At 68.8% G+C, this 25,561-nt stretch carries 26 protein-coding genes; 16 read left to right on the plus strand and 10 right to left on the minus strand.

What is annotated here, in order from left to right; genetic code table 11:
- Positions 1-53 precede the first annotated feature (53 nt).
- Entirely contained in the window at positions 54-548 is a 495-nt protein-coding gene (locus ACFWNN_RS24655) for a GNAT family N-acetyltransferase (RefSeq protein WP_382442276.1), read from the plus strand.
- A gap of 54 nt (positions 549-602) precedes the next feature.
- Here ACFWNN_RS24655 and ACFWNN_RS24660 read toward each other — a convergent pair whose 3' ends face one another.
- Complete coding sequence (locus ACFWNN_RS24660) at positions 603-1,121, minus strand: macro domain-containing protein (protein ID WP_382442376.1); 519 nt, start codon at positions 1,119-1,121, stop codon at positions 603-605.
- Positions 1,122-1,267: 146 nt separating this feature from the next.
- Between ACFWNN_RS24660 and pheA the strand changes: the two genes are divergently transcribed.
- Both pheA and ACFWNN_RS24670 read left to right on the plus strand, forming a co-directional pair.
- Complete coding sequence (gene pheA / locus ACFWNN_RS24665; protein WP_382442277.1) at positions 1,268-2,158, plus strand: prephenate dehydratase; 891 nt, start codon at positions 1,268-1,270, stop codon at positions 2,156-2,158.
- On the plus strand, positions 2,155-2,748 hold the full coding sequence (locus tag ACFWNN_RS24670; protein WP_382442278.1) for a histidine phosphatase family protein: 594 nt from the start codon (positions 2,155-2,157) through the stop codon (positions 2,746-2,748). Before pheA ends, ACFWNN_RS24670 begins: the two co-directional genes overlap by 4 nt.
- A gap of 22 nt (positions 2,749-2,770) precedes the next feature.
- On the opposite strand, the gene ACFWNN_RS24675 is transcribed toward ACFWNN_RS24670, so the two are convergent.
- From ACFWNN_RS24675 to ACFWNN_RS24685, 3 genes are read right to left on the minus strand one after another with little or no spacing between them, the layout of a single operon-like run.
- Positions 2,771-3,283, minus strand: coding sequence for a hypothetical protein (locus tag ACFWNN_RS24675; protein WP_382442279.1), 513 nt, complete (start codon positions 3,281-3,283; stop codon positions 2,771-2,773).
- Positions 3,284-3,317: 34 nt separating this feature from the next.
- Positions 3,318-3,668: a metallopeptidase family protein gene (locus ACFWNN_RS24680; RefSeq protein ID WP_382442280.1), complete on the minus strand. Its 351-nt coding sequence runs from the start codon at positions 3,666-3,668 to the stop codon at positions 3,318-3,320.
- Complete coding sequence (locus ACFWNN_RS24685; protein ID WP_382442281.1) at positions 3,665-4,606, minus strand: septum formation family protein; 942 nt, start codon at positions 4,604-4,606, stop codon at positions 3,665-3,667. Before ACFWNN_RS24685 ends, ACFWNN_RS24680 begins: the two co-directional genes overlap by 4 nt.
- 273 nt (positions 4,607-4,879) lie before the next feature.
- Here ACFWNN_RS24685 and ACFWNN_RS24690 point away from each other — a divergent pair, with 273 nt between their 5' ends.
- The 11 genes from ACFWNN_RS24690 to ACFWNN_RS24740 all read left to right on the plus strand — a co-directional run bounded on the left by ACFWNN_RS24690 (position 4,880) and on the right by ACFWNN_RS24740 (position 15,473).
- On the plus strand, positions 4,880-5,545 hold the full coding sequence (locus ACFWNN_RS24690; protein ID WP_382442282.1) for a hypothetical protein: 666 nt from the start codon (positions 4,880-4,882) through the stop codon (positions 5,543-5,545).
- Positions 5,546-5,551: 6 nt separating this feature from the next.
- Positions 5,552-6,715, plus strand: coding sequence for a glutathionylspermidine synthase family protein (locus ACFWNN_RS24695; RefSeq protein WP_382442283.1), 1,164 nt, complete (start codon positions 5,552-5,554; stop codon positions 6,713-6,715).
- Between the two features lie 21 nt (positions 6,716-6,736).
- Positions 6,737-7,189: a DUF350 domain-containing protein gene (locus tag ACFWNN_RS24700; protein ID WP_382442284.1), complete on the plus strand. Its 453-nt coding sequence runs from the start codon at positions 6,737-6,739 to the stop codon at positions 7,187-7,189.
- 117 nt (positions 7,190-7,306) lie between these two features.
- Complete coding sequence (gene serS, locus ACFWNN_RS24705; protein WP_382442285.1) at positions 7,307-8,554, plus strand: serine--tRNA ligase; 1,248 nt, start codon at positions 7,307-7,309, stop codon at positions 8,552-8,554.
- 94 nt (positions 8,555-8,648) lie between these two features.
- A complete protein-coding gene (locus tag ACFWNN_RS24710) occupies positions 8,649-10,019 on the plus strand; it encodes a hypothetical protein (RefSeq protein ID WP_382442286.1) in 1,371 nt (456 codons plus the stop codon).
- Between the two features lie 110 nt (positions 10,020-10,129).
- Entirely contained in the window at positions 10,130-10,828 is a 699-nt protein-coding gene (locus ACFWNN_RS24715; RefSeq protein WP_382442287.1) for a UDP-N-acetylglucosamine acyltransferase, read from the plus strand.
- A 33-nt stretch (positions 10,829-10,861) separates the two neighbouring features.
- The gene (locus ACFWNN_RS24720) at positions 10,862-11,101 is read left to right on the plus strand and encodes an acyl carrier protein (RefSeq protein ID WP_089907749.1); all 240 of its coding nucleotides are present in this window, start codon (positions 10,862-10,864) and stop codon (positions 11,099-11,101) included.
- The gene (locus tag ACFWNN_RS24725) at positions 11,094-11,828 is read left to right on the plus strand and encodes an SDR family NAD(P)-dependent oxidoreductase (RefSeq protein ID WP_382442288.1); all 735 of its coding nucleotides are present in this window, start codon (positions 11,094-11,096) and stop codon (positions 11,826-11,828) included. Before ACFWNN_RS24720 ends, ACFWNN_RS24725 begins: the two co-directional genes overlap by 8 nt.
- Complete coding sequence (locus ACFWNN_RS24730; RefSeq protein WP_382442289.1) at positions 11,825-13,198, plus strand: AMP-binding protein; 1,374 nt, start codon at positions 11,825-11,827, stop codon at positions 13,196-13,198. The genes ACFWNN_RS24725 and ACFWNN_RS24730 overlap by 4 nt, the downstream gene beginning before the upstream one ends.
- The gene (locus tag ACFWNN_RS24735; protein ID WP_382442290.1) at positions 13,195-14,250 is read left to right on the plus strand and encodes an acyl-protein synthetase; all 1,056 of its coding nucleotides are present in this window, start codon (positions 13,195-13,197) and stop codon (positions 14,248-14,250) included. Before ACFWNN_RS24730 ends, ACFWNN_RS24735 begins: the two co-directional genes overlap by 4 nt.
- Positions 14,247-15,473 (plus strand): acyl-CoA reductase, encoded by a 1,227-nt coding sequence (locus tag ACFWNN_RS24740; RefSeq protein ID WP_382442291.1) that lies wholly within the window; start codon positions 14,247-14,249, stop codon positions 15,471-15,473. The genes ACFWNN_RS24735 and ACFWNN_RS24740 overlap by 4 nt, the downstream gene beginning before the upstream one ends.
- A 200-nt stretch (positions 15,474-15,673) precedes the next feature.
- Here ACFWNN_RS24740 and lhgO read toward each other — a convergent pair whose 3' ends face one another.
- Genes lhgO through ACFWNN_RS24760 form a run of 4 tightly spaced genes read right to left on the minus strand, consistent with a single transcriptional unit; the run spans position 15,674 to position 20,138 of the window.
- Positions 15,674-16,855, minus strand: a complete 1,182-nt coding sequence (lhgO, locus tag ACFWNN_RS24745; protein WP_382442292.1) for an L-2-hydroxyglutarate oxidase — start codon at positions 16,853-16,855, stop codon at positions 15,674-15,676.
- Between the two features lies 1 nt (position 16,856).
- Positions 16,857-18,059: a glycosyltransferase family 4 protein gene (locus ACFWNN_RS24750; RefSeq protein ID WP_382442293.1), complete on the minus strand. Its 1,203-nt coding sequence runs from the start codon at positions 18,057-18,059 to the stop codon at positions 16,857-16,859.
- 4 nt (positions 18,060-18,063) lie between these two features.
- Positions 18,064-19,044 (minus strand): Gfo/Idh/MocA family protein, encoded by a 981-nt coding sequence (locus ACFWNN_RS24755; protein WP_382442294.1) that lies wholly within the window; start codon positions 19,042-19,044, stop codon positions 18,064-18,066.
- Positions 19,041-20,138: a DegT/DnrJ/EryC1/StrS family aminotransferase gene (locus ACFWNN_RS24760; RefSeq protein ID WP_382442295.1), complete on the minus strand. Its 1,098-nt coding sequence runs from the start codon at positions 20,136-20,138 to the stop codon at positions 19,041-19,043. Before ACFWNN_RS24760 ends, ACFWNN_RS24755 begins: the two co-directional genes overlap by 4 nt.
- Positions 20,139-20,364: 226 nt before the next feature.
- Here ACFWNN_RS24760 and ACFWNN_RS24765 point away from each other — a divergent pair, with 226 nt between their 5' ends.
- Positions 20,365-21,378, plus strand: a complete 1,014-nt coding sequence (locus ACFWNN_RS24765; protein ID WP_382442296.1) for a lysylphosphatidylglycerol synthase domain-containing protein — start codon at positions 20,365-20,367, stop codon at positions 21,376-21,378.
- A 410-nt stretch (positions 21,379-21,788) separates the two neighbouring features.
- On the opposite strand, the gene ACFWNN_RS24770 is transcribed toward ACFWNN_RS24765, so the two are convergent.
- Complete coding sequence (locus ACFWNN_RS24770; protein ID WP_382442297.1) at positions 21,789-22,592, minus strand: HAD family hydrolase; 804 nt, start codon at positions 22,590-22,592, stop codon at positions 21,789-21,791.
- 63 nt (positions 22,593-22,655) lie between these two features.
- Between ACFWNN_RS24770 and ACFWNN_RS24775 the strand changes: the two genes are divergently transcribed.
- Positions 22,656-23,561 carry an LLM class flavin-dependent oxidoreductase gene (locus tag ACFWNN_RS24775; RefSeq protein WP_382442298.1) on the plus strand — a complete coding sequence of 302 codons (906 nt, stop codon included), beginning with the start codon at positions 22,656-22,658 and terminating at the stop codon, positions 23,559-23,561.
- Here ACFWNN_RS24775 and ACFWNN_RS24780 read toward each other — a convergent pair.
- Positions 23,551-25,518, minus strand: a complete 1,968-nt coding sequence (locus ACFWNN_RS24780) for a DUF6541 family protein (protein ID WP_382442299.1) — start codon at positions 25,516-25,518, stop codon at positions 23,551-23,553. The two genes, ACFWNN_RS24775 and ACFWNN_RS24780, sit on opposite strands and share 11 nt — an antisense overlap.
- Between the last annotated feature and the right edge of the window lie 43 nt (positions 25,519-25,561).

A 25,561-nucleotide genomic window follows, 5' to 3' on the forward strand; every position in this document is an offset into this window, starting at 1 on the left:
CGTACGTCGAATGGCTGTTCCTGACAGTGACTCGTATTGGCACAGTTCTTGTCATGGCAGAAGGCTCGGTAAGGCCGATCGAGGAAGCGGATCGCATAGTTGTCGCGCGATTGGTCCTGGAGCTGTGGGGCGCGCACACCTCGGTCGCGCACGGCGAGGTGTTCTTCCCCGCGAGTCTGCCGGGCTTCCTCGTGGAGAAGCAGGGTCACGTGCTGGGTCTGCTGACCTACGCGGTGGCGAACCACCAGCTGGAGATCGTCACGGTCGACGCGCTCCGGCGGGGCCGCGGCGTCGGCACCGCGCTGGTCGACGCCGCGGTCCGTCAAGCACGCACGCTCGGATGCAACCGGGTGCGGCTGACGACCACCAACGACAACCTGGACGCGATCCGATTCTACCAGCGGCGCGGGTTCAAGCTCGCGGCGCTGAGACCGGACGCGGTCCGCGAGGCGCGCAAGCTCAAGCCGGAGATACCGGCTGTGGGGGAGTTCGGCATCCCCATCACGGACGAGGTCGACCTCGAACGATGGGTCGCGCCACGGCAGTAGTCCACAACTGTCCACAACTCTGTCCACAGGGTTGTGCACAGGTCCTGTGGACGGTCAGACGTGCAGCGGGTTGAACGCTTCGTCCCACGCGGCGGCGACCTGGTGCGCGCACGTGGACGGTGCGACGCCGCCGACCCCGGTGCCGAGGCCCGGCATCGCGATCGTCCGGACGGCGTCGCGCACCGGCGTGCCGTCCTCCAGGCGTCCGGTGAGCCACAGCATCAGCACGGCGCGCGCGGCGAGGTACGGGTGGACGGTGTCGACCGGCAGCCGTTCGCCGGGCCGGCGCATGGTCGGGGCGCTGATGAGCCACGCGGGTTCCGTCTCGCCCGTCGCCACGATCTGCGCCTCGCCCACCGGGAGCTCACCGCCGTGCAGCGCGAGGACGGCGCTGCGGACGTTGTTCTCCACCAAGGGGAACGCGGTGGCGTAGACGGCGTCGATGCCGCCGCGCATCCAGCCCTGCGAGTTGGCGGGGCTCACGATGGCCTGCGCGTGGATGTCCAGCACGGACCCGCGATGCACCCGCACCCCGGTGCGTCCGTCCGCGACGGCGAGCCAGGCGTTCGCCATCGGTTCGTCGACCGCGCACAACACGAGTTCTGGCGCTAGAGCGGGCACGCCCCAAGCATTCCAGTTCGAACGGTCCTGACGGAACCCAGGTTTGGCGCCTGACACAGGCGTGATTCGCGACTCGTCGGTCGCACTACGCTGACTCGGTGCCTCGCATTGCGTACTTCGGACCACAGGGGACCTTCACCGAGCAGGCCGCCATGCGGTTCGAGGGTGAGCTCGTCCCCGTCGAGACCATCCCGCTGGCGTTCGCCGCACTGCGTTCCGGCGACACCGACTTCGCGTGCGTGCCGATCGAGAACTCGGTCGAGGGCGCCGTCCCCGCCACCCTGGACGCCCTCGTGCGCGACGAACCGGTCGTGGCCGTCGCCGAGACCGTCCTGGACGTCCGCTTCAGCGTCCTGGTCCGGCCGGGCACCACCGAGATCGCCACCGTCGCCTCGCACCCGCACGCCCTCGCCCAGGTCCGCGAGTGGATCGCCGCCGAGCTGCCTTCGGCGACGTCCATCGCCACCTCGTCCACCGCGGCGGCAGCGGCGGCCGTGGAACGAGGCGAGTTCGACGCCGCCGTCTCCGCCCCGGTCGCGGTGAACCACTACAAGCTCGACGAGTACGCCACCGACGTCCTGGACGTGCCGGACGCCCGCACCCGCTTCCTGCTGCTGCGCCGGCCGGGCGCACTGCCTGAGCCGACCGGCGCAGACCGCACGAGCGTCGTCGTGACCACCCCGAACCGCGTCGGCGTCCTGTCCGAGCTGCTCACCGAGCTGGCGCTGCGTGGCATCAATCTCACCGGCCTCGAATCCCGCCCCCAGAAGGGCAAACTGGGGACGTACCGCTTCTACATCGACGTCGAGGGGCACATCGCAGAGCCGAGGATCGGTGACGCGCTGGCCGCGCTGCACCGACACTCGCGCGAGATCCGGTTCCTCGGGTCCTTCCCGAAGGCCGACCACGAGCCCGTCGAGGCTCACAACGCCGAGTTCGCCGCAGCCGCCTCCTGGGTCGATGCTGTCAGAAAGGGCGAGCGCGGGTGAGGTTGCTGCTGGTCAGGCACGGTGAGACGGCGTCGAACATCGAACGCAGGCTGGACACGGCCATGCCAGGCCCGCCCCTCACCGAACTGGGGCAGAAACAGGCCCGCGAACTGGCCGACGCCCTCGCCGGCGAGTCTCTGGTCGCCGTCTACGCGAGCATCGGCCTGCGCGCCCAGCAGACCGCCGCACCGACCGCCGAACGCTTCGGCCTGCCCGTCCAGGTCCTGGAGGGCATCGAGGAGATCCAGGTCGGCTCGCTGGAGGGCCGCAACGACGTCGAGGCGTACCAGACCTACCTCGAGACCGTGATCCAGTGGGCCGAGGGCTCGCTGGACGTCGCGTTCCCCGGCGGCGGCGAGTCCGGGCAGCAGGTGCTGGACCGGTTCCTCGGGGCCATCGCCTCGATCCGGGCCGAGGGCACCGTCATGGTCGTGACGCACGGCGGTGCCGGCCGCATGGGCGCGCTGGCGCTGGCGTCGAACGTGCCGGTGGAGCTGGCGGAGAACCTGCTGCCGAACACCGGGGTCGTGGTGCTGGAGACCGAGGGCGACACCTGGGCGTGCCGCTCGTGGGCGGGCGTCGAGATCTGAGGGGTCACCCGCGCGGGGGAGGCTAGGTGCTCGCGGTCCAGTCGACGTAGCTCTCGTAGACCACGTCGTCGAAGGTGACCGTGAAGGTGTGACCTCTGTCAGGCGCGCCGGCGGTCGAAACCGGGTCCCTCTCGATGTCCACGCGGATCGGTGCCCGCACCTCACCCGGCGCGACGTATGTCTCGGCGCGGCAGGTCGCCGTCAGGTCGGAGACCCGGCAGGACCACCCGTCCCCGTCGGCGTCGACGAGAACGGCCTCCGGCATGGCCTGTACTGCGAACGCGAACCTGACGGTCGGCCGGGGCAGCGTCTGCTCACCCGCGTTGCGGAAGTACGCGTTCAAGGTCACCGGCGCACCGGACCACCCCAGCCGGCGCGGGCCGGCTTGGTTCGGCTCCGCGAATCTCGGCTCGACGGAGCCCAGCTCCACCTGGAACCACTCCCACGGCGGCTGTCTCTCCACCGCGGGCGGATCGGACACCGTCGAACCACCGGCGAACAGCACGAGCAAGAACGCCCCCAGCACTCTCCCCATGCGCCCGAAGCTACCCGGCGGCGGTGAAGGCGGATCAGCCCCAGCCCAGCTCGTGCAGCTTCGCGTCGTCCACCCCGAAGTGGTGCGCGACCTCGTGCAGCACGGTCACCACGACCTCCTCCACCACGTCCTCCTCGGTCTGGCAGATGTCGAGGATCGCCTCGCGGTAGATGAAGATGTGGTCGGGCAGCGTCCCGCCGTAGTCGGAGTTGCGCTCGGTCAGCGCGATGCCCTGGTAGAGCCCGAGCAGCGACGGCTCCTCGGCGTTGCGGTCCTCGACCAGCACCACCACGTTGTTCATGGCGTGCATGAAGTCCTCGGGCAGCAGGTCCAGCGCTTCTTCGACCAGCTCCTCGAAGCGGGCCCGGGTCATCTCGACGGTCATCGGTTCTCTGTGCTCGACGGGGGTGCGTTGGAGGACGGCTTGTCGGGCTTGCCGGAGTCGGAGGGCTTGCCGGACTCGGAGGACGGGGACCCGTTGCTCTCGGAGTGCAGCGGGGCGCCGGTCGGCTCGTCCTGGGCCTTGACCGACGTGGTCTGCGGCGGGTTCGCGGTGGTCAGCGGCGCGCCGTTGGGGTTGCGGACGGTGCCTTCCCAGGCGACGAGGTTGTTGCCCTGGGGCGGGGCGCCGATCTTGCAGTTGGCCTTGCGGGAGCCGACGGCCCAGCTCTCCTCGGCGCGCGTGTCCCAGGTGATCAGCAGGTTCCTGGCCTTCAGGTCGGCGCCGCCGGTGTACTCGGCCGCGATGGCCGCGCACTTCTCGGACATGATCGGGTCCTGGGCCTCGGGCGTGACGAACGGGCCCTCGGGGTGCTGGACGACGCCGACGATCTCGAACGCGTGCGGCTTGGCGCACTCGATCGGGTCACCGACCGTGTTGTTCTCGCCGAGCGCCACGCAGACGCCTGGGTCGTAGACGTTCGACTGGTCCTGCGTCTTCGCGCTGCCGAAGGACGGCAGGGCCGCGCCGGACGGGGCCGTGACCTGCACACCGCACCTGAGCTGCCGGTATCCGCTCTTCCAGCGGGTCTCGTCCGGGTTCAGGGTGCTGACGCCGTACTTGCCCTTCGGGTCGAGCTTGCCCGCCATGTACGTCGTGGAGGCCTGCGCGCAGTTGTCCTGCGCGATCTTCTCCCAGGCCTCGCCGTTCGGGAACGGCGCTTCCTTCGGGTACGCGGCCGTGATGTCGGCCGTGCCGGTCACCTCGAACTTGTGCGCGGCGGCGCAGTCGACCTTCTGCGCGTCCGAGAGGTCCGGTTTCTCCCAGTTGAGGCATTCGCCCGTGACGGCCTGGTAGGCCGCGTTGACCAGCTCGCGTTTCACGCTGAGCGGGCCTCCTGCCAGCACAGACGTGAACGCGGACAACATCAGCAAGCCGAACGCGCCCACGAAAGCGCCGACCATCACAACCCGCGTGTCGCGGATGTGACCAGATCGACTCAACCAACCGGCGCTCGGAGACATCTCATCCATGATGCCCGTGCCGTGTGAGACCGGTGTGCGCCGGGTTGGGTCGAGTGTTGCTATTAGGACACTCGTCACTCAATTGGGCGTGTTGGCGGAGTCTCACTAGGTACCTTGCCCGCGGGAGTGGTGATGACTGACAACAACCTGCCAGGACCTGGCCAGCCGACGCCCGAGCAGGGGCCGCCGTCGGGACAGCCCGGCCAGCCTCAACAGCCGCAGCAGCCGCCGCCGTACCAACCGGCACCGGCGCCGAACAAGCCTGCCCAGGGTCCGCCGACCAAGGGCAAGATGCGCCAGCAGCAGGCCGGCGTGACCAAGCCGCGCCAGGCCACGGTCGCCGAGCAACGCGCTCGCGCCGCCGCCCAGAAGGCGCAGCAGGAGCGGTTCGCCGCCGAGTCCGCCGCCTTCGAGAAGAAGCGCAAGAAGCGCAAGCGCCTGCTCATCGGCGGTGGCGTCACCGTCGGCGTGGTCGCGCTGGTCGCGATCTGGTACGCGGCCGCCAGCCCGAAGAACGTCACCGCGCAGTGCACCGACTCGAACAACGTGATCGTCGACGACGACTACTGCGACGAGTCGTACTACCGCAGCCACGGCGGGTACACGAGCGGCGGCTTCATCTACATCGGCGGCTCGTCCTACCGCTACAACTACGGCGGCACGGGCTCGGTCGGCCAGAAGGCGGTCGGCGGCAGCTACACCGTCCCGAAGGGTGCGAACGTCAGCACCAAGTCGGGCACGTCGGTCCAGCGCGGCGGCTTCGGCATCAGCAGCGGATCGTCGAGCAGCGGAGGCTGAGCACACTTGCGCAGGGAAGCTTCACATCCGCGGCCGGACTGGCAGCGGACGGTCTCCGACCAGGGCCTGGTGTTCGGCCTGCCCGCGAAGTACGCGAACGGCGCCGACCGTCCCTACTGGGACGAGTCGGTGCACTACGTGTTCGAGATGAGCGAGATCCTCTCGCTCGAAGCCGACGTCGAGCTGCTCCACTCCATGTGCCTCGACGCGGTGGACAACGTCGTGCTCACCGAGCGGTACCGCGACTTCGGCATCCCCGAGTGGGTGTGGCCGCACATCGCCGAGTCGTGGCGCCGCCGCGACCCGCACCTCTACGGCCGCTTCGACCTGCGCTACGACGGCTCGGGCCCGGCGAAGATGCTGGAGTACAACGCGGACACCCCCACGTCGTTGCTGGAGGCCGCGTACATCCAGTGGTACTGGAAGGAAGAGGTCTTCCCGGACGACGACCAGTGGAACTCGCTGCACGAGCGGCTGGTCGAACGCTGGACGGAGATCGGGGCCAAGCTGCCCTCCGGCGAGCTGCACTTCAGCTGGTCGGGCGCCGACCCGTCCGGTGAGGACCACCTGACGACCGCGTGCCTGCAGGAGACCGCGGCCGAGGCGGGGCTCAACACCGTCGGCATCGCGATCGAGGACGTCGGCTGGGACTCGCTGCTCAACCGGTTCGTCGACCTCGAAGAGGCCCCGATGAGCACGCTCTTCAAGCTCTACCCGTGGGAGTGGGTGGTCGAGGAGCAGTTCGGCCGCCACGCCGTCGAGACGCTGCCCAGCACGCTGTTCATCGAGCCGCTGTGGAAGATGCTGCTCTCCAACAAGGCGCTGCTCGCGATCCTGTGGGAGATGTACCCGGGCCACCCCAACCTGCTCCCCGCGTACCTCAACGACCCCGGCATGCTCACCGAGTACGTGCGCAAGCCGCTGCTCGGCCGCGAGGGGTCGAACATCCAGATCGTCGCCCCGGGCTACGAGACGCAGACCGGTGGCGTGTACGGCAAAGAAGGCTTCGTGTACCAGCTGTTCGATCCGCTTCCGGAGTTCGACGGCTACCGCCCCGCGTTGGGTGCCTGGGTCGTCGGCGACACGTCGGCAGGCCTCGGCATCCGGGAAACGGTCGGTCTGGTGACCGACGACGGCGCGGCGTTCGTGCCGCATCGAATTGTTGAGTAAGACTCCGAAAGGGAACGGGAAATGGACTACACGCTCGCGTTGGACCCCGGCTTCGGCTCGGCCATCGGCCGGGGCATCGGCGCGATCGCGCTGTACGCCGTCGTCGGTCTGGTCCTCATGGTGTTCGGCTTCTACGCGATCGACTGGACGACGCCGGGCAAGCTGTCGCTCCTGGTCCGCAACGGTGCCCCGAACGCCGTGATCGTCACCGCCTCGGGTCTCGTCTCGATGGCGTTCATCGTCGTCGTCGCGATGCTCAACGCCGTCGGCAAGCTCGACGAGGGCCTGCTCACCGCGTTGATCTACGGCGTCGTCGGGATCATCGTGCAGGTGGCGGCCGTCCGGTTGCTGGAGTGGGTGACCAAGCTGGACATCGGCTCGATCATCGAGTCGGACGAGTTCGCCCCGGCCTCCGTCGTCGTCGCCGCGGCCCACGTCGCCCTCGGCCTCGTGGTGGCGTTCGCCATCTACTAGGCACGCGCCTTCCGAAGGACCCGGTGCCCCCGTGGCGCCGGGTCCTTTCGCGTTGACCGTCCCGCGTTCCGCATATCCGGATGAAACGGGGAACGGATGGCGACTACCCTTTCCCAGGTGATTGACCTCAAGGTGTTGCGCGAGAACCCGGAGATCGTGCGCGCGTCGCAGCGTGCCCGTGGCGAGGACGAGGCCGTCGTGGACAGCCTGCTGTCCGCGGACGAGCGCCGGCGTTCCGCCATCTCCCGCGCCGACACCCTGCGCGCCGAGCAGAAGGTGCTGGGCAAGGAGGTCGGCAAGGCGAAGGGCGACGACCGCACCGCGTTGCTCGTCAAGGCGAAGGACCTGGCCGCCGAGGTCAAGGCCGCCGAGGCCGAGCAGCACGCCACCGCCGACGAGGTCAACGAGCTGCTGGCCAAGATCCCGAACCTGGTCCACCCGGACGCGCCCGTGGGCGGCGAGGACGACTTCGTGGTCGTCAAGACCGTCGGTACGCCGCGCGAGTTCGACTTCGAGCCGCAGGACCACCTCGACCTGGGCACGAAGCTCGGCGCCATCGACATGGAGCGGGGCGCGAAGGTCGGCGGCAGCCGCTTCTACTTCCTCAAGGGCGTGGGCGCGCAGCTCGAGCTCGCGCTGCTCAACATGGCGGCGGCGCAGGCCACGGCCAACGGCTTCGAGCTCATGATCACGCCGACGCTGGTCCGGCCGGAGATCATGGCGGGCACCGGCTTCCTCGGTGCGCACTCGAGCGAGATCTACCACCTGCCGAACGACGACCTGTACCTCGTGGGCACGTCGGAGGTGCCGCTCGCCGGCTACCACGCCGACGAGATCCTCGACGGCGAACGCCGGTACGCGGGCTGGTCGTCGTGCTACCGGCGCGAGGCGGGCTCGTACGGCAAGGACACCCGCGGCATCATCCGCGTCCACCAGTTCAACAAGGTGGAGATGTTCTCGTACGTGAAGCCCGAGGACGCCGAGGCGGAGCACGCCCGGCTGCTCGGGTGGGAAGAGGAGATGCTCGCCAAGATCGAGGTCCCGTACCGGGTCATCGACACGGCGACGGGCGACCTCGGCACGTCCGCGCACCGCAAGTTCGACTGCGAGGCGTGGGTCCCGACCCAGCAGAAGTACCGCGAGCTCACCTCGACGTCGAACTGCACGACGTTCCAGGCGCGCCGCCTCAACGTCCGCTACCGCGACGAGAACGGCAAGTCGCAGATCGCGGCCACGTTGAACGGCACCCTGGCGACGACGCGGTGGATCGTCGCGATCCTCGAGAACCACCAGCAGGCCGACGGCTCCGTGGTGGTGCCCGAGGCGATGCGGCCGTTCATGGGCGGTCTCGAAGTTCTGAAGTAAAACTTTTCCAAAAGCTGTATTTCCGGAGGCCTGGCGGCGTCTTCAGTGCAGAACACCACATGGGGGTGTGGTGTCCACAAGCATTGGGGGAGTCATGTCTTTCGAAGCAGCTGTCGGCGAAGTCGACATCACGCCGGTCAACCCGCCCTACCCGAGTCTGTGGATGGGCGGGTACGGCTGGTCTCCGCGCGGCAACCACGGCGCGGTGGCCCGCCGGTTACGCGCTCAGTGCCTGGTGCTCTGGGACGGTGGCGTGCCGAAGGTCCTGCTGCGAGCGGACCTCGTCAGCATCCCGAGGGACGTCAACCAGCAGATCAGGAACACCCTCGTCGGCGAAGGCCTGGTCGCGGCCGAGAACCTGATGCTGCTGGCGAGCCACACGCACTCGGGCCCGTTGTTCGGGGACACCCGGCCGAGCCCGCAGGTGATGATGGGGCTGACCCAGGCCGACGTCGACGCGGTCAACGGCACCACGTCGATGATCACCGACCTGATGGTCCAGCTGGTCAGGGACACGATCGCCGAGCAGCGGACCGCCGTCACGCTGGCCTACGCCGAGGGCCAGGCCAAGATCGGCTACAACCGGGTCGTCGCCAACGGCGCCGTGCTGGACACCGTGCCGGTCCTGCGCCTCAAGAAGACCGGCGGCGGCCTGTTCGCGGTCGTCTTCGGGGCGGCCTGCCACCCCGTCTCGCGCGGCAACGACGACGTGTTCGACGGCGAGTTCCCGGAGGTCGCGGCCGAGCTGGTCGAGACCGCGCTGGGCGTGCCCGCGCTGTTCGTCCAGGGCGCGTGCGGTGACCAGGAGGCGAACGACCCGCACAGCCCGGCCACGACCGAGCAGCTCGGCACCGCTCTCGGCCAGGAGGTCCTCGACGTGCTGGCCGGCCCCGGCTTCAGCACCGTCACGGGCCCGGTCGCGACGGCGTTGACCGAGGTCAGCCTGCCGTTCCACGCCGACACCACCGACCCCGCCGTGCGGGCGGCGGTGCTGCACAAGTACGAGCTCCGCCGCCGGGTGCTCCCCAAGACGGACCCGAACCGCCGGCACGCCGACATGATGGTGAAGCTGATCAACGCGGGCACCGTGCCCACGTCGATCCCGATGCCGATCCAGCGCTGGCGGTTCGGCGGCCTGAGCATCCTCGCCCTCGCCCACGAGCCGTTGTCGACCTACCACGTGCGGCTGCGCGCGGCGTTCGCCGGAAAGCTCTGGGTCATGGGGTACGCCAACGAGTGCGAGGGCTACGTCGCGGACAACGACACCCTGCGTTCGGGCGGCAACCTGCACTTCGGCTACGAGGCGGGGTGGAACGCGAACGACCCCACCATCGCCGCCGAGGGCAGCTTCTGCATCTCCTACGCGTGGCCCGGCCCGCTGAAGTTCAGCGACACGCCGACCCCGGCCGCGGGGACCACTGAGCGCATCGTGATGGACGCGAGCCTGGGCTTGCTCAGCTCGTAGCCGGTCAGGCCCTGTTCTGCCCGTGAAGTAGAGTGGCCTACCGGCCCCGTCGGGTGGAAGTGCCCTGGTGACGTGGGTTACACCTCAATTCACGGGCAGGACAGGGAACAGTGGCGAACCGCATTCACGAGACCGCGATCATCGGCAAGGACGTCGAGATCGGCGACGACAACGTGATCGGGCCGTACACGGTCATCGCCGGGCCCGCCCGGATCGGTGACGGCAACTTCATCGGCCCGCACGTCAGCATCGGCGGGCCCGCCGAGTACCTGAGCGCACCGCACCTGGCCGGCTGGGACGGCGAGAACGACGGCCCCGGCGTGGTGATCGGCGACCGCAACCGCATCCGCGAGTTCGTCACGATCAACCAGGGCGCCAAGGACGCGACCCGGCTCGGCAACGACAACTACGTGATGGGCCGCGCCCACATCGCGCACGACTGCGTCGTCGACAACAGCGTCGTGATCACGAGCGCCGTGCAGATCGCCGGCCACTGCCACGTGTGGAGCGGCTCCAACATCGGCCTGGGCACCGTCGTGCACCAGGGCACGCAGATCGGCCCCGGCGCGATGATCGGCCTCGGCTCGGCCATCCGCAAGGAGGTCGGTGCGTTCACCATCACCCTGGGCAACCCGGCCCGCACGACCGGCGTCAACGTCATCGGCCTGTCGCGCCGCGGCTGCGACGAGGCCGCGATCGCCGCTCTCACCGGTTTCCTCACCGGCAAGGAGGCGGAGGTTCCCGCCGGCCTGCCGGAGGAGCTCACCGCGCTGCTCAAGGCGTGGACCGAGCGTTCGAACGAGCACTGAGACCCAGACCTCGAAGAGAGAACGAGAAAAACGATGGCCCTGAACGACCGTCTTCGCGGTGTCTTCGTGGACGCCCTCCAGCTCGACGACTCCGTGGACGTCGAGAACCTGAAGTACCGCGACATCGACGAGTGGGACTCGGTCGGCCACATGGCGCTCGTCGCCGCCATCGAGGACGAGTTCGACGTCCAGTTCGAGACCGAGCAGGTCATCGACATGAGCAGCTTCAAGGTCGCCGTCGACATGCTCAAGGGCTTCGGCGCTGGTGAGTGACTTCGCCGGCAAGGTAGCGGTCGTCACCGGCGGCACCCGCGGCATCGGGTTCGCGACGGCCGCGCTGCTGGCCGAGGCGGGCGCGACGGTCGTCATCACCGGCCGCGACCGGGAGACGGCCGAGAAGCGCGCCGCCGAGCTCGGTGACCGCGTGCACGGCGTGGCGCTCGACGTCGCCGACTCCGCCGCCGTCAAGACCGTCTTCAAGGACGCCGCGAAGGAACACGGGCGCATCGACGTGCTCGTGGCCAGCGCGGGCGTGCTCGAGGGCGGTCTCATCGGCATGCTCACCGACGACCACGTCAACAGGACGCTGACCACGAACGTCGCCGGCACGATCAACTCCGTGCAGGCGGCCGCGCGGGCCATGATGCGCAAGCGCACCGGCTCGATCGTGCTGATCGGCTCGATCGTCGGCGAGCGCGGCAACGCCGGTCAGATGGTCTACGCGGCGTCCAAGGCGGCGCTGGTCGCGGCCGCGAAGTCCGCGGCGAAGGAACTCGGCAGGCACGGGATCAGGGTCAACGCGGTCGCGCCCGGCGTGATCCAGACGGACCTGATCTCGGAGCAGTCCGACGAGGTGCTGGAGCGGGTGAAGGGCGACACCGCCCTCGGCCGGCTCGGCACCGCGGAAGAAGTGGCCAAGGTGATCCGATTCCTGGCGAGTGACGACGCTTCGTTCGTCACCGGTCAGGTGCTCGGGATCGACGGAGGTTTGGTGCTGTGACGCTGCTGCACGCTCAGGCTCGCCTGCGTGACGCCGCGACCGGTGAGCTGCTCGGCGGTGCCGAGCTCGCCGGTCGCGTGTCCGAGGCGGCGAAGGAACTCGCCGATCTGCCGTCCGGGGTGCTGTTCCTCCGGGTCGGCCTGGACCTGACGAGCGTGCTGCGGTACCTGGGTGCGTTCGAGGCGGGCCGCGCCGTCGCGCTGCTCGACCCGGCGCAGGACCGCGAGGTGCTGGACGGGCTCGTCGCCCGGTTCCGCCCCGCGGCCGTGCTGGGCATCGAGGACGAGCCCGCGCCGGGCTACTCGGCGGACTGGGTGCGTGAGGACGCGGACGGCGTCGCACCGCACCCCGACCTGGCCGTGATGCTCCCGACCAGCGGTTCCACCGGCAACCCGAAGTTCGTGCGGCTGTCCCGCTCGGCGATCCTCGCGAACGCCGACGCGATCGCCGAGGTGCTCGGCATCGACGAGAACGAGGTCGCGCCGACCAGCCTGCCGCTGCACTACAGCTACGGCATGTCCGTGCTCAACAGCCACCTGCGCCAGGGCGCGACGGTGCTGCTGGAGGGCTCCGGCGTCGTGGCGCGGCCGTTCTGGGACGCGGTCACGCAGTACGGCGTGACGTCGCTCGCCGGCGTGCCGTACCACTACGAGATGCTGCGCCGGCTGCGGTTCGACCCGGCGAAGTACCCGACGCTGCGCACCCTGACCCAGGCGGGCGGCAAGCTCCGCAGCGACCTGATCAGCGAGTTCAACGACAAGATGCGCGCCGTCGGCGGGCAGATGTTCGTGATGTACGGCCAGACCGAGGCCGCGCCGCGGATGGCCACCGTGCCGGCCGAGCGCCTGGCCGAGAAGGTCGGTTCCGCCGGTCCCGCGCTGCCCGGTGGCACGTTCGCGATCCGCGACGAGGCCGGGAACGAAATCGCCGAGTCCGGTGTTGCCGGTGAGGTGGTGTACCGCGGTCCCAACGTGATGATGGGCTACGCCGAGTCCGAAGCCGAGCTCGCGCTCGGTGACGAGACCGGCGGCGTGCTCGTCACCGGCGACCTCGGATACCTCGACGAGGACGGGTTCCTCCACATCACCGGCCGGCTCAAGCGGATCGGCAAGGTGTTCGGCAACCGGGTCAACCTGGACGACCTGGAGCAGATCGTGAAGGGCTTCGGCGCGGCCGCCGCCGTGCCCGCGGGCGACAAGGTCGTCGTCTTCCTCGACAGGGCCGAGAAGGACACCTGCAAGCAGGCCGCGAAGTTGTTGTCCGAGACGCTGCACCTGCACGTCACGGGCTTCGACGTGCGGCCGGCGGAGGGTTTCCCGCAACTGCCCAGCGGCAAGATCGACTACCGGTCACTGGAGGCACAGGTATGAGCGTCTTCGGGCGCAACCAGGCCGAGCGCGAGACCGCGCTGCTGGCCGAACTGACCGAACTGACCGAGCACCACCGCGCGCACTCCGAGCAGTACGACCGCATCCTGTCGTCGCTCGGCATCAAGTCGGGCGAGCAGTTCGGCTCGCTGAACGACCTGCCGTGGCTGCCGGTGCGCATGTTCAAGACGCACGAGCTGAAGTCCGTTCCGGACTCCGAGGTCTTCAAGGTCCTCACCTCGTCCGGCACGACCGGCGGTGGCGCGTCGCGGATCTACCTCGACAAGGACGCCGCCGCGGTGCAGACGCGCCAGCTCGGCGCGACCCTGCAGGAGGTCCTGGGCGGCAAGCGGCTGCCGATGCTGATGGTCGACACCATCGGCATCATCAAGAACCGCCGCTCGTTCTCCGCCCGCGGCGCCGGTGTGCTGGGCATGGCCACGTTCGGCCGCAGCCACGTCTACGCGTTGGACGAGAACGACCAGCCGGACGTCGAGGCGGTCAAGGAGTTCCTCGCCAAGCACGGCAACGAGCCGTTCCTGATCTTCGGCTTCACCTTCATGGTGTGGCAGTACCTCTACGAGGTCGCGCGCGAGCACAAGCTCGACCTGTCGAACGGGATTCTCATCCACTCCGGTGGCTGGAAGAAGCTCATCGACATCGCGGTCGACAACGCGGAGTTCCGCAAGCGCTTCGCCGAGGACACCGGTCTGACCCAGATCTACAACTACTACGGGATGATCGAGCAGATCGGCACGGTCTTCCTGGAAGGCCGCTCCGGCAACTCGCTCTACTGCCCGGACTTCGCGGACGTCATCATCCGCAACCCGGAGACCTGGGAAGAGCAGCCCGTCGGCACGCCCGGCGTCATCGAGGTCGTCTCGACGCTGCCGCGCAGCTACCCGGGCCACGTGCTGCTGACCGAGGACCTCGGTGTGGTGCACGGCATCGACGACGGCGACTGGCCGGGCAAGCGGTTCTCCGTGCTCGGCAGGCTCCCGCGCGCCGAGGCCCGCGGCTGTTCGGACACCTTCTCTGGAGCTGTTGCCTCATGAAGCGCCGTTTCCCGGCAGGCCCTGACGTCTCCTCGGTCGACGAGCTCCTCGCGAGCATCTCGGGCGAGCCCACCGACGGCCGCCTGAAGGTCGGCGACGAGCGGGTCGTGGACTTCCTGGTGAAGTTCGCCCGCAAGCTGCTCGCCCCGCAGATGGCCCGCCGCTACCCGGAACTGGCCTCGCTCGGCTTCTTCCTGCGCCGCGGTGAGATCGCGAAGGTGCTGCGCCGGCTCGAGACCCCCGAGGGCGTGCTGCGCTTCGGCCGCGGCCTCGTCTTCCACATCCCGCCCGCCAACGTCGACACGATCTTCGTGTACTCGTGGGCGCTGTCGGCGCTGGCCGGCAACAGCAACGTCGTGCGCATCTCGCCGCGGTCGGCCGGTGCGGCGGAGGCCGTCGTCGACGCGCTGAACGAGGCGCTGAAGGACGCGCACCCCGCCATCGCGCAGACCCAGGTCATGGTCACCTACGACCGCGACGACAAGGTGACCGCCGCGTTGTCCGCGGCGTGCGACCTGCGCGTCGTGTGGGGTGGCGACCGTGCCGTCAACGAGGTGCGCAAGCTGCCGTTGGCGCCGCACGCGCGCGACGTCACGTTCCCGGACCGCGCCTCGTTCGCGCTGATCTCGGTGGACGGCTGGACGAAGGCCACGCCGGAGCAGAAGCGCGAGGTGGCCGTCGGTTTCTACAACGACTCGTACTGGTTCGACCAGGCCGCCTGCTCGTCGCCGCGCGCGTTGTTCTGGGTCGGTGACGAGGTCGCGGGCCAGCAGGCGCGGACCGAGTTCCGGGCCGAGCTGAGCGCCGTGCTCGACGCCAAGAACCACGTCGTCGAACCGGCGATGGCCGTGCAGAAGCGGGTGTCGGCCTACGGTGTCGCCGCGGACGGCCACGCGAAGTCGATCTCGTTCGACGGCAACGCGGTGGCCACCCTCGAGCTCACGGCGGCGGCGGACGTGCCGCGCGAGTGGCTGGGCGCGGGCACCTTCCCGTTCGCCACGCTGCCGACGCTGTCCGCGCTGGTGCCCATGGTGCAGCGCAAGGACCAGACGCTGTCGGTGTTCGGCTTCTCGCAGGAGGAGCTGACCGCGCTGGCGCACGAGCTGTCCGGCCGCGGCATCGACCGCATCGTGCCGTTCGGCAACGCGCTGACGTTCTCCGACCACTGGGACGGCTTCGACCTGCCGGCGGAGTTCACCCGCCTGGTGACCGTCAAAGCCTGATCCACCAAGCACAAAACGCTCGGCTGGGAAGTCCCGGCCGAGCGTTTTGCTTTCTCCCCCAGACGCAGCCGCAACGTTCTTCCCCCCAGAAGTTCGCGCCGTTCCGGCTGACAACACAAATACTGCGGGGAGCGCCTAGAAACGATCTACAAGGTTTCTGCAAACGGGTCTGCAGGGTGTGCGGACACGCTCTGACCTGCTCAGACGAGCGTTGCGAGCGTTTCGTCCGCGAGGTGGCGGCCGATCTCCAGCGCGCTGGTCGCGGCCGGCGACGGCGCGTTCAGCACGTGCACCTGGCGCGGGGCCGACTCGATCAGGAAGTCGTCGACCAACGAGCCGTCCGGCAGCATCGCCTGCGCGCGGACGCCCGCCTCGGCGCGCACGATGTCGGTCTCCTCGATCGCCGGCACCAGCCGGGCCAGGCTCGCCGCGAAACGCTTGCGGGAGAACGACCTCAGCACCTCGTCGAGGCCGGTCCTGCCGAACTTGCGGGCCAGCCTCCACGTGCCGGGGAAGCGCAGCACGTCGGCGATGTCGCGCGGGGAGATCTGGCTCCAGCGGTAACCCTCGCGGCGCAACGCCAGCACCGCGTTCGGGCCCGCGTGCACGGAACCGTCGAGCATCCGGGTCAGGTGGACGCCCAGGAACGGCAGCGCGGGGTCCGGCACCGGGTAGATCAGGCCGCGCACCAGCTCACGCCGTTCCGGCCGCAGCTCGTGGTACTCGCCGCGGAACGGGACGATCGTCGCTTTCGGACGCAGCCCGGCAAGCCTTGCCACGCGGTCGCTCTGCAGGCCCGCGCAGTTCACCAGCGCGTCGGCGCGGACGATGCCCTGCGGCGTCGCCACCGCGACACCCGAACCGTCGGACCGGATGGCGAGGACGGGGGAGTTGAGGCGGAGGTCGGCGCCGGCGAGCAGCTTCACGAGCACTCGGCAGACGGCCGGGAAGTCGATGATCGCCGTCGACTCGACGCGCAGGGCGGAGACGGCGGACACCTCGGGTTCGTACTCGCGAACCTCGGCGGGGGAGATCAGCCTGGCCGGCACGCCGTTGGCCTCGGCGCGGTCGGCCAGCGTCTGCAACCGGGGCAGTTCGTCGGTCGAGGTCGCGACGACCAGCTTGCCGCAGACGTCGACGGGAACGCCGTGCTCCTTGGCGAAGGCCACCATGGAAGCGTTGCCCGCCACGGACATCCGGGCCTTGAGCGAACCGGGCTTGTAGTACAGACCGGCGTGCACGACGTTGCTGTTGTGCCCGGTCTGGTGCGCGGCCCACTGGGACTCCTTCTCCAGCGCGGTCACGTCGTGACCGCGCTGGAGGAGTTCGTGGGCGGCGGAGAGTCCGAGGATCCCTCCGCCGATCACGACGACGTGACTCACGTCAGGCCTTGCCCGCGACGCTCTTGAGGATGTCGAGGTTGGCCTCGCAGATCTTCGGCATGTCGAAGTTGTCGAAGACCCACTGACGACCGGCCTCGCCGATCTTCTTGGCGACGCCCTCGTCCTCGATCAGCCGGTTGATCTGCTCCGCCAGCCCGGAGTGGTCGCCCGGCTTGGTGAGCAGCGACTCCGTGCCGTTGGTGATCACGGCGTTCGGGAAGTAGTCGGCCCGCTCGGCCATGACCGTCGGGACGCCCGCCGCCATCGCCTCGAGCGACGCGATGCCGATGCCGAAGCCCTGCAGGTCGTGGACCTCCATGTCGGAGCCCGCGAGCAGACCGGGGATCTCCGCCTTCGGCAGCGTGCCGGTGCAGACCAGCGCGTGGTCGACGCCCAGTTCCTTGGCGATGTCCATGAACTGCGTGTTGTACAGACCGCCGATGACCAGGACCTTGGTGTCCGGGTGCTTGCGGAGCACCTCGGGCAGCGCCTTGACCAGGTTGATCCGGTCGCGGACCGGGATCACGTGGCCGAGCGACGAGATGACCGGGCCGTTCCCGAGCTCCGGGAACCGCTCGCGCATCTTCGCGCTCTCGGTGGCGTGGTCGAGGTCGTGGAAGCGGTCGAGCTCGACACCGACGGCGAGCTTCTCGATCCGCTCGTCCGGGGTCTTGTACCTCTTCTTGATGTACTCGTAGAAGATCGTGTCGATCGCGACGAGCTTCGTCGGCTTGTTGTACGACATGACCGGCTTGACGACGAACGCGTCGAGCATCCGGAAGACCGCGTGGATCGGCTTCATCGGGCTCTGCAGGCGGGTGTGCAGCGTCAGGACCGACGGCACCTTCCGCTTGCGCGCCCACAGACCGCTCTGCCAGGTCAGGTCGAAGAACTGGCCGTGCTGGTGGACGACGTCCGGCTTGAAGCCGTCCAGCAGCTTGAAGACCTTCTTGCGGTTGCCCCACTTCAACGCGAACGTGATGTCGAAGTTGAAGGAGATGCGGGTCTCCGGCAGCGTCCACGACGGCAGTCGCACGATCTTGATGCCGTCACGTTCCTCCACCGGCAGCGCACCGCCGTACGCGGCCGTGATCACGAGAACCTCGTGACCCTGTGCCGCGTAGTAGCGCGCCAACGTGTCCGACACGTAGGCGCTGCCGCCCATGCGGGGCGGGAAGAAGTTGTTGATGATCGCGATCCGCATCGCGTCAGGCCTTCCCGTTGGTGGCCGAGATGGTCGCCTCGTGGACGACCTTGTGCGCCGGCAGGATCGCGTTGCGCTCGGCGAGCACCTCGTCCGAACCGGCGCCCAGCTCGAGCAGGTTCAGGAAGTGGTTCAGCTGCGCGGCGAGCGGCTCGGCGCTCTGCAGGATCGTCGGCAGCTCGATGACGGTCTGCGACTGGTAGCCGACGCCGTCCGCCGCGGGCGAGTCCGCCACGTGCTTGTAGATCGTGATGTCCCGGCGCAGCAGGTCGATCTCGATCAGGCGGTCGATCTCCAGCACCGAGATCTGCCGCACCTTGCGCTGGCTGATCCGCGACGCCGAGATCGTGGCGAGCGCGCCGCTCTCGAACGACATGGTGGCGTCCGCCGAGTCCTCGGACTGGTTGTCCTGGGACTGCTTGTGGAAGAAGCCGAACGAGCCCTTGACCGCGGCCGGGGCGTTGCCCACGAAGCGGATCGCGAGGTCGACGTCGTGGATGAGCAGGTCGCCCGCGACACCGGTCTTGATCCGCGGCACGAACGGCGAGTGCCGCATCGCGTTGATCTGCACGACCTCGCCCACGAACTGCTTCGCGGTGAGGATCGCCGGGTTGAAGCGCTCGAGGAAGCCGCAGACGAGCGGCAGGCCGCGCTTCTCCGACTCGGCGACGAGCTCCTCGGACTGCGCGTACGTGGCGGCCAGCGGCTTCTCGATGAGCAGCGGCTTGCCGAGCTCCAGCGCCTGCTTGGCGATGGCGTAGTGCGCCTCGGTGGCGGCCGCGATGACGACGGCGTCGACGTCCTTCAGCCCGTCCAGCGAGTCCGTGTAGTCGATGCCGAAGCGGTCGGCGATCGCCTGCCCGGTCTGGGCGTTGTGCTCCACGACGAACTTGAAGTCGACGCGGTCGGACTGCGACAGCACGCGGGCGTGCAGCGAGCCCATGGTTCCGGCGCCGACGAGGGCGACCTTGGGACGGGCGGTCACGCGCCGAACACCTCCCGGACGGACGAGACGATGGTCTCGAGCTCGGCGTCGGTCAGCTTCGGGTGCACGGGCAGCGAGAGCGCCTGCTCGGCGACCTTCTTCGCGACCGGCACGTCGGAGGCGATGACCTGGGGGTTGTCCCGGTAGCAGTCGTAGTCGAACACGAGCTTCGGGTAGTAGATGCCGTTGCCGATGCCCTTCTCGGTGAGCTTCGCCGCGAGCTCGTCGCGGGTCACCGGGGCGTCGTCGCCGACCAGGATCGTGTACTGGTGCCACACGTGCTCGCGGCCCGGCAGCACGGCGGGGACCGTCAGGCCCGTCACGCCCTCGAGGCCCTTGGACAGCGCCTCGGCGTTGCGCCGGCGCGCGTCGGTGAGCTGCGACAGCTTCTCGAGCTGCGGGATGCCCAGCGCCGCGTGCAGGTCCGTGAGGCGGTAGTTGTGACCCGCCATCTCGTACTGGTAGCGGGCGCGCATGCCCTGGTTGCGCATGACGCGCAGCTTGTCCGCCAGCGCGTCGTCCGACGTCGTGATGACGCCGCCCTCGGCGGTGGTGATGTTCTTGGTGGCGTACAACGAGAAGCAGCCGATGCCGAACGAACCGGCGGGCTTGCCCTCGAAGGTCGCGCCGACCGCCTGCGCCGAGTCCTCGACGATCGTCAGGCCGTGCTGCTGCGCCAGCGGGACGAGGCGGCCCATGTCGGCCATCTGGCCGTACAGGTGGACCGGCATGAGGACCTTGGTGCGGTCGGTGACCGCGCCGCTGACCTTCTCCGGGTCGATGTTGAAGTCGACCGAGTCGATGTCCGCGAACCGAGCGGTAGCGCCCGCTTCCAGGATCGCGTTCAGCGTGGCCACGAAGGTGAACGGCGTGGTGATGACCTCATCACCGGGCTGGAGGTCGAGCGCCTGGATGGACGCGACCAGCGCGGTCGTGCCGTTGTTGACGGCGACCGCGTGGGGCACACCCGCAACGGAGGCGAAAGCATCCTCGAACCGCTTGACCATCGGTCCCTGTGCGATGACACCGGAGCGGAGCACTTCCAGCACGAGCGGTTCGGCGTCCTGAACGTCGACGACGGTAATCGGAATCATGCAGCAGACTTTCCACTTCCGGAGACGGTTGGATGCGTCCGGTACAGTTGCCCCGCGGTGTTACTGCCAGGTGCAGACCAGGCGCGGACCACAGGCTACCTGCCTGATGGAGTGATCCTCTTCAGGGTCCGTTGTGGATCCGCAGCGCAGGAGTACGACCCTCATGGACGCCCAGCCCGCCGTGCCCGGCCCGTCGCTGGGAAGCGAAGCAGGAAGCGGAGAACCGATGACCGTCGAGCCCGACGTGGCTGCCACCGACGCTGAGAAGGTCGAACCTCCGGCTCCGGCCAACACACGCAAGGCAGTGGTCATCGCCTGGGCCAAGCGCGTGCTGATCGTGGCAGTCCTCGCCGCCGCCGTGTGGTCCGTCTACTCCAAGTGGGACGAGGTCTACCCCGAGCTGGTCAAGCTGCCGTGGCAGTCGGTCGTCCTGTCGATGATCGCGGTGCTCGTCGGCATCTTCCTGGGCCCGCTGGTCTGGAAGATCGTGCTGTCCGATCTGGGCGCTCCCGTCCGGTTCACCGACGCGTCGAAGTTCTACCTCGTCGGCCAGCTCGGCAAGTACGTCCCCGGCGCCGTCTGGGCCGTGCTGCTGTCGATGGAGCTCGCCCGCGAGGCCGGCGTCAACCGCGCGCGCAGCTTCACCGCTGGGTTGGTCGCCACCGGCATGGGTGTGCTCGCCTCGTTGATCGCCGGTCTTGCTGCTCTGCCGGTCATGTTGAACGGGCGGCCTGAGGCCAACCAGCTGCTCTGGCTGTTCCTGCTGCTGCTCGTCGGGTTGCCGTTCCTGCACCCCCGGTTGTTGACCTGGTCGGTCAACCTGGTGCTGAAGGTGCTGCGGAAGGCTCCGATCGAGCGCCGGTTCACCGGGGTGGAGATCCTCAAGGCTCTCGGCACCGCTGTCGCCATCTACCTCTGCTACGGCGTGCACCTTTGGCTGCTGGTCAACTCGCTCGGGTCGCCTCGGTGGGACACGTTGATCCTGTCGACCGGTGCGATGGCGTTGTCCATGACCGCCGGGTTGCTGGCGTTCTTCCTGCCCTCCGGGATCGGGGCTCGTGAGCTGGTCATCACCGCGACCATCGCTACCGTGTTGCCTTCTGGGCAGGCCATTGCGTTGGCGTTGGTTTCTCGATTGATGTTCACGATCGCCGACTTGGCTGCTGCCGGGTCTGCGGCTTTGGTCGTTTATGTGCAGAAGCGGCGTGGTGGGCCGGTTCCGGTGCCTGCTGAGGACTGAGTTTTTGACAATTGCCGCCCATTGACCGGTTTGGTTGGTGGGCGGTTTTTGTTGGTTGGGCTGCGGTTGCGAGGGTGGTCGGGTTGGGTCTCGACGAAAGACCTGGGGTGTGCGATTGGGGCTTGACTTCGGGGCCCTTGCGAGGCGCTGGTCGGCCGGAAAAGGCCGGGCTGAAAAGCGCCCGGCCGAGCTCGAGAAGCTAGCACCTCGCACCCAAAGTCAAGCCCCAATCGCCTTGAGCGGTGGAACCGGCTCTGTGGCGGGCATCAGCCCGTTCGGGCTCGCTTCGCTTCGCAACGCCGGGTTTCGTAGGTGGTTGGCTTTGCGTTGACGGCTGTCCGGTTGGGTGCGCGCGCCGGGCTTGCGACGGTGGTCGCCTTGCTTTGGCGACTGCGGTTGCTCTTCGGCTTCTAGAACCAGCGTTCCAGGACCTGGGCTACGCCGTCCTGTTCGTTCGTGGCGGTCACCTCGTCTGCTACCGCCAGCAGTTCTGGGTGGGCGTTGGCCATCGCTACGCCGTGGCCCACCCACTGGATCATCGGGATGTCGTTGGGCATGTCGCCGAACGCGATCACGTCCTGTGCTGCGATGCCCAGGCGCTCGCAGACGTCGGCGAGGCCCGTGGCCTTGGTCACGTCGCGCTCGGAGACTTCGATCAGGCCCGCGTTGGTCGAGTAGGTGATGGCGAACTCGTCGCCGAGTACGGAGGTGGCGGCGGTGACCATTTCGGCGCTGGTCATGCCCACTCTTCTGACCAGCAGTTTGATGGCCGGGTGGCCCAGGACTTCGGCTCGTGTGTCGGAGTCGTGGGCTTCTGGCCAGGCGTGTTGGTAGCCCTGTTCTGCGAGGAACGTCACGACGTCTGTTGCTCGTTCGCCCACTCGTTCTGCGGCTACCGCGCAGCCCGGGATGGCCGTGTCGAGGGCGTGGACCAGGTCCATCAGGCGGATCGGGGGGATGCTGCGCTGCCAGAGGACTCGGTCTTCGCCCACGTGGTAGAGCACGGCGCCGTTCGCGCAGACCGCGTAGCCGGTGGTGTTCAGGGCCTCCGCGACTCGGGGGACCCACCTCGGTGGGCGGCCTGTGACCAGCACGAACGGGGTGCCGTCGGCCAGGACCCTGCCTATCACGGCGGCGGTGTGGTCGCTCACCTGTTCGTGTGTGCCGAGGATCGTGCCGTCTACGTCCGATGCCACCAGTGCCGGTTTCTCCACGACGTCCATCCTCGCTGATGGCGGATTCGTTGAACTACGGAGCTGGTTCGCTAGGGTCGTCCGGTGCGAGTTGGCGTGGTGATCCTTCCCGAGTACCGCTGGTGGGTGGCGGAACCCAAGTGGCGCGCGGCTGAGGAGCTCGGCTTCTCCCACGCGTGGACGTACGACCACCTCGGGTGGAGGACACTCGTCGACGGGCCCTGGTTCTCGGCGGTGCCGACTCTGACGGCCGCCGCGATGGTCACCTCGAAAATTCGGCTCGGCACGCTCGTCGCGTCACCGGTGTTCCGGCACCCGGTGTCTTTCGCGCGCGAGATCCTGACGCTCGACGACGTGTCGGACGGGCGGTTGAACGTCGGTGTCGGGTCCGGCGGCACCGGTAGTTACGACTCGGACGCCATTGGCGGGCAGGAGCTCACCCCCGCGCAGCGCACGCAGCGGTTCGGGGAGTTCGTCGAGCTGCTGGACCTGCTGCTGACCAGGGACAAGACCACTTGGAAGGGCGAGTTCTTCACCGCTGACGAGGCTCGTGGGCATCCCGGGTGCGTGCAGCGGCCGCGGGTGCCGTTCGTGGTCGCCGCCGACGGGCCCAAGGCCATGAACGTCGCCGCGCGCTACGGCACCGGGTGGATCACCACCGGGTCGCGGCAGGTGGAGAACCCCGGCTACGAGGACTGGTGGCGGGGCGTCGCGAAGGTGACGCGGCGGTTCAACGACGAGCTCGCGTCGATCAACCGGGCCAAGGGCACCATCGACAGGTACCTGAACCTCGACTCGGCGCCGGTGTACTCGCTGTCCAGCAAGGTGGCGTTCCAGGACGCCGCCGGGCGGGCCCGTGAGCTGGGCTTCACCGATCTGATCGTGCACTGGCCGCGCAGCGAAGGCGTGTACTTCGGGCACGAGACGGTGCTGGAGCAGGTGGCCGGGGACGTGTTCCCCGGCCTCGCCGACTCCGAGATCAGGGGCTGACCGGCGCGCCCGGTTCCGGGACCAGCTTGTAGATCGTCGAGTCCTGGTTGGAGAACACCTTCTGCACGAACGGCTTGCCGTCGAGGTTGCGCAGGCCGGCGACGCGGTCCTTGCCGCCGTGCACGTAGCCGACGTCGACGATGATGTACGTGACGTTGAGGTGCTTCACGGCGTCGCGGACCTGGGCGTCGGTCGCGTAGTCGTTGAACTCCGACTGCAGGGTCGCCACGGCCGGTGACTCGGCCGAGCCGTCGTAGTGGCCGACGACCGGCTGCACGCCCGCGAGCGCGTACATCCAGACCGTGCCGTCGCGGCGGTCGTTGAGGACCCGCTCGCCCGGCTTGACCAGCTTCGCGAGCTCCTGGAACGCGAGCACCTCGGTCGGGCTGACGACCATGTTGTGGCGGTCGGCGCCCGGCTGGTTGCCGTAGCCGAGCTTCACCTGGCTCGCGTTCAGGTTGTAGTAGAGACCCTGGCTGAGCAGCGCGAACGCCGCGACGACCACGCCACCGGCCACGTACTTGCCGGGGCCGACGGGCAGCTTCACCTTCGCCGCGCCGGCCTTCGCGAAGTCGTAGACCTGCGCGAGGCCGTGGCCCGCGACGACGGCCAGCGGCACGCACGCCAGCGCGATCAGGCGCCACTGGTCGTTCCACCACGGGCTGGTCAGCTTGGCGACCCAGAACTGCGAGTACGACGCCGTCAGCACGAACACGCCGCCGAAGAACGCCGCCGAGCCGAGCAGCCAGCGCAGCTCGCCGAGGCGCGAGGCGAAGATCAGGCCGACCCACAGCGCGAGCGCCAGCCAGTACTGCGGCAGCGCGATGACGTGCTGGAACGTCAGCAGGGAGCCGACCGACTGGCTGACCGGGAACGTCGACGGCCAGTCCACGATCGCGATCTTGCCGCCGACCGCGAGCGCGCCCAGCAGGTGCGGCAGCGTCACGACCACGGCGACGACCGCGGGCACGAGCAGCTTGACGAAGTCGCGCCAGATGATCCGCAGGTTGCCCCACCAGCGCTGGATGAACATCGGCAGCACGAACAGGATGCCGCCGAAGAGCGTGCTGGAGTGGATCGCGAGCAGGCCGACCGCGACGCCGCCGAAGTAGATGCCGGTGTCGAGCGACGCGCGCTTGAGGTACGCGTCCATCGCGATGGCCAGCACCGGCATGACCGCGATGCCGAGCGTGAACGTCAGCAGCGGGCCGCGCCACAGGTTGTCGTAGGTGGCGCTGGTGCAGGCGACGGTGACGAGTGCGGTGAAGACGGCGGTCACGGCGCGGCCCTTGAAGTGCCGGATCATCGCGACCAGGGCCAGCGCGAGCAGGCCGGGCAGGAGCACGGTGTTCGCGTTCAGCACGGCCGGCACGGCGGCGCCGGTCAGCTTGAACACGAGCGCGCCGACCAGGTGGTAGGCGTTCGGGTAGAAGACGCCGTCCGGCAGCTCGTACCAGTTGACCTTGCCGGTCGCGTAGAGGCTGCCCTCGCCGGTCTCGGCGATGTAGCGGATGCCGTTCGCGTGGTAGGCGGCGTCCCAGTCCTGCGGGATCGAGTTGAGGTCCCAGCGCATCGCCGTCATCAGCACGGCGAACCCGACGACGGCGGCGGCCAGCAGCGTCACCGCGACGGCGATGTGCGCGCTGCGCGTCCAGGGCGACGGTTCGCGCTCGATCGGGCCGTTGCGGCGCACGACGAACCAGCGGGCGAGTCCGAAGAGCACGGTCACGACGACGGTGGTGACCAGGAACGTCCAGATGTTGAAGGGGATCCCGATCTTCCACAGCCACGGGCCTGCCAGGCCTGCGATCAGGTACGTGAACACCGGCGCGCTCGCGGCGAGCGCCCAGCCCCGCACACCCGCGGCCGCGGCGGCCAGCCCGCCCGGCAGCCACAGGACGGCGAGATACGTCCCGATGGTCGCCACGGTCAGCAGCGTGCTCGCTTCGGTCGGCACAGAACCACCCATGTTTGGACTGCAAGTGGATGTGCGGGCTTGA

This window comes from Lentzea sp. NPDC058450 (genome assembly GCF_042721395.1).
Classification (GTDB): Bacteria; Actinomycetota; Actinomycetes; order Mycobacteriales; family Pseudonocardiaceae; genus Lentzea.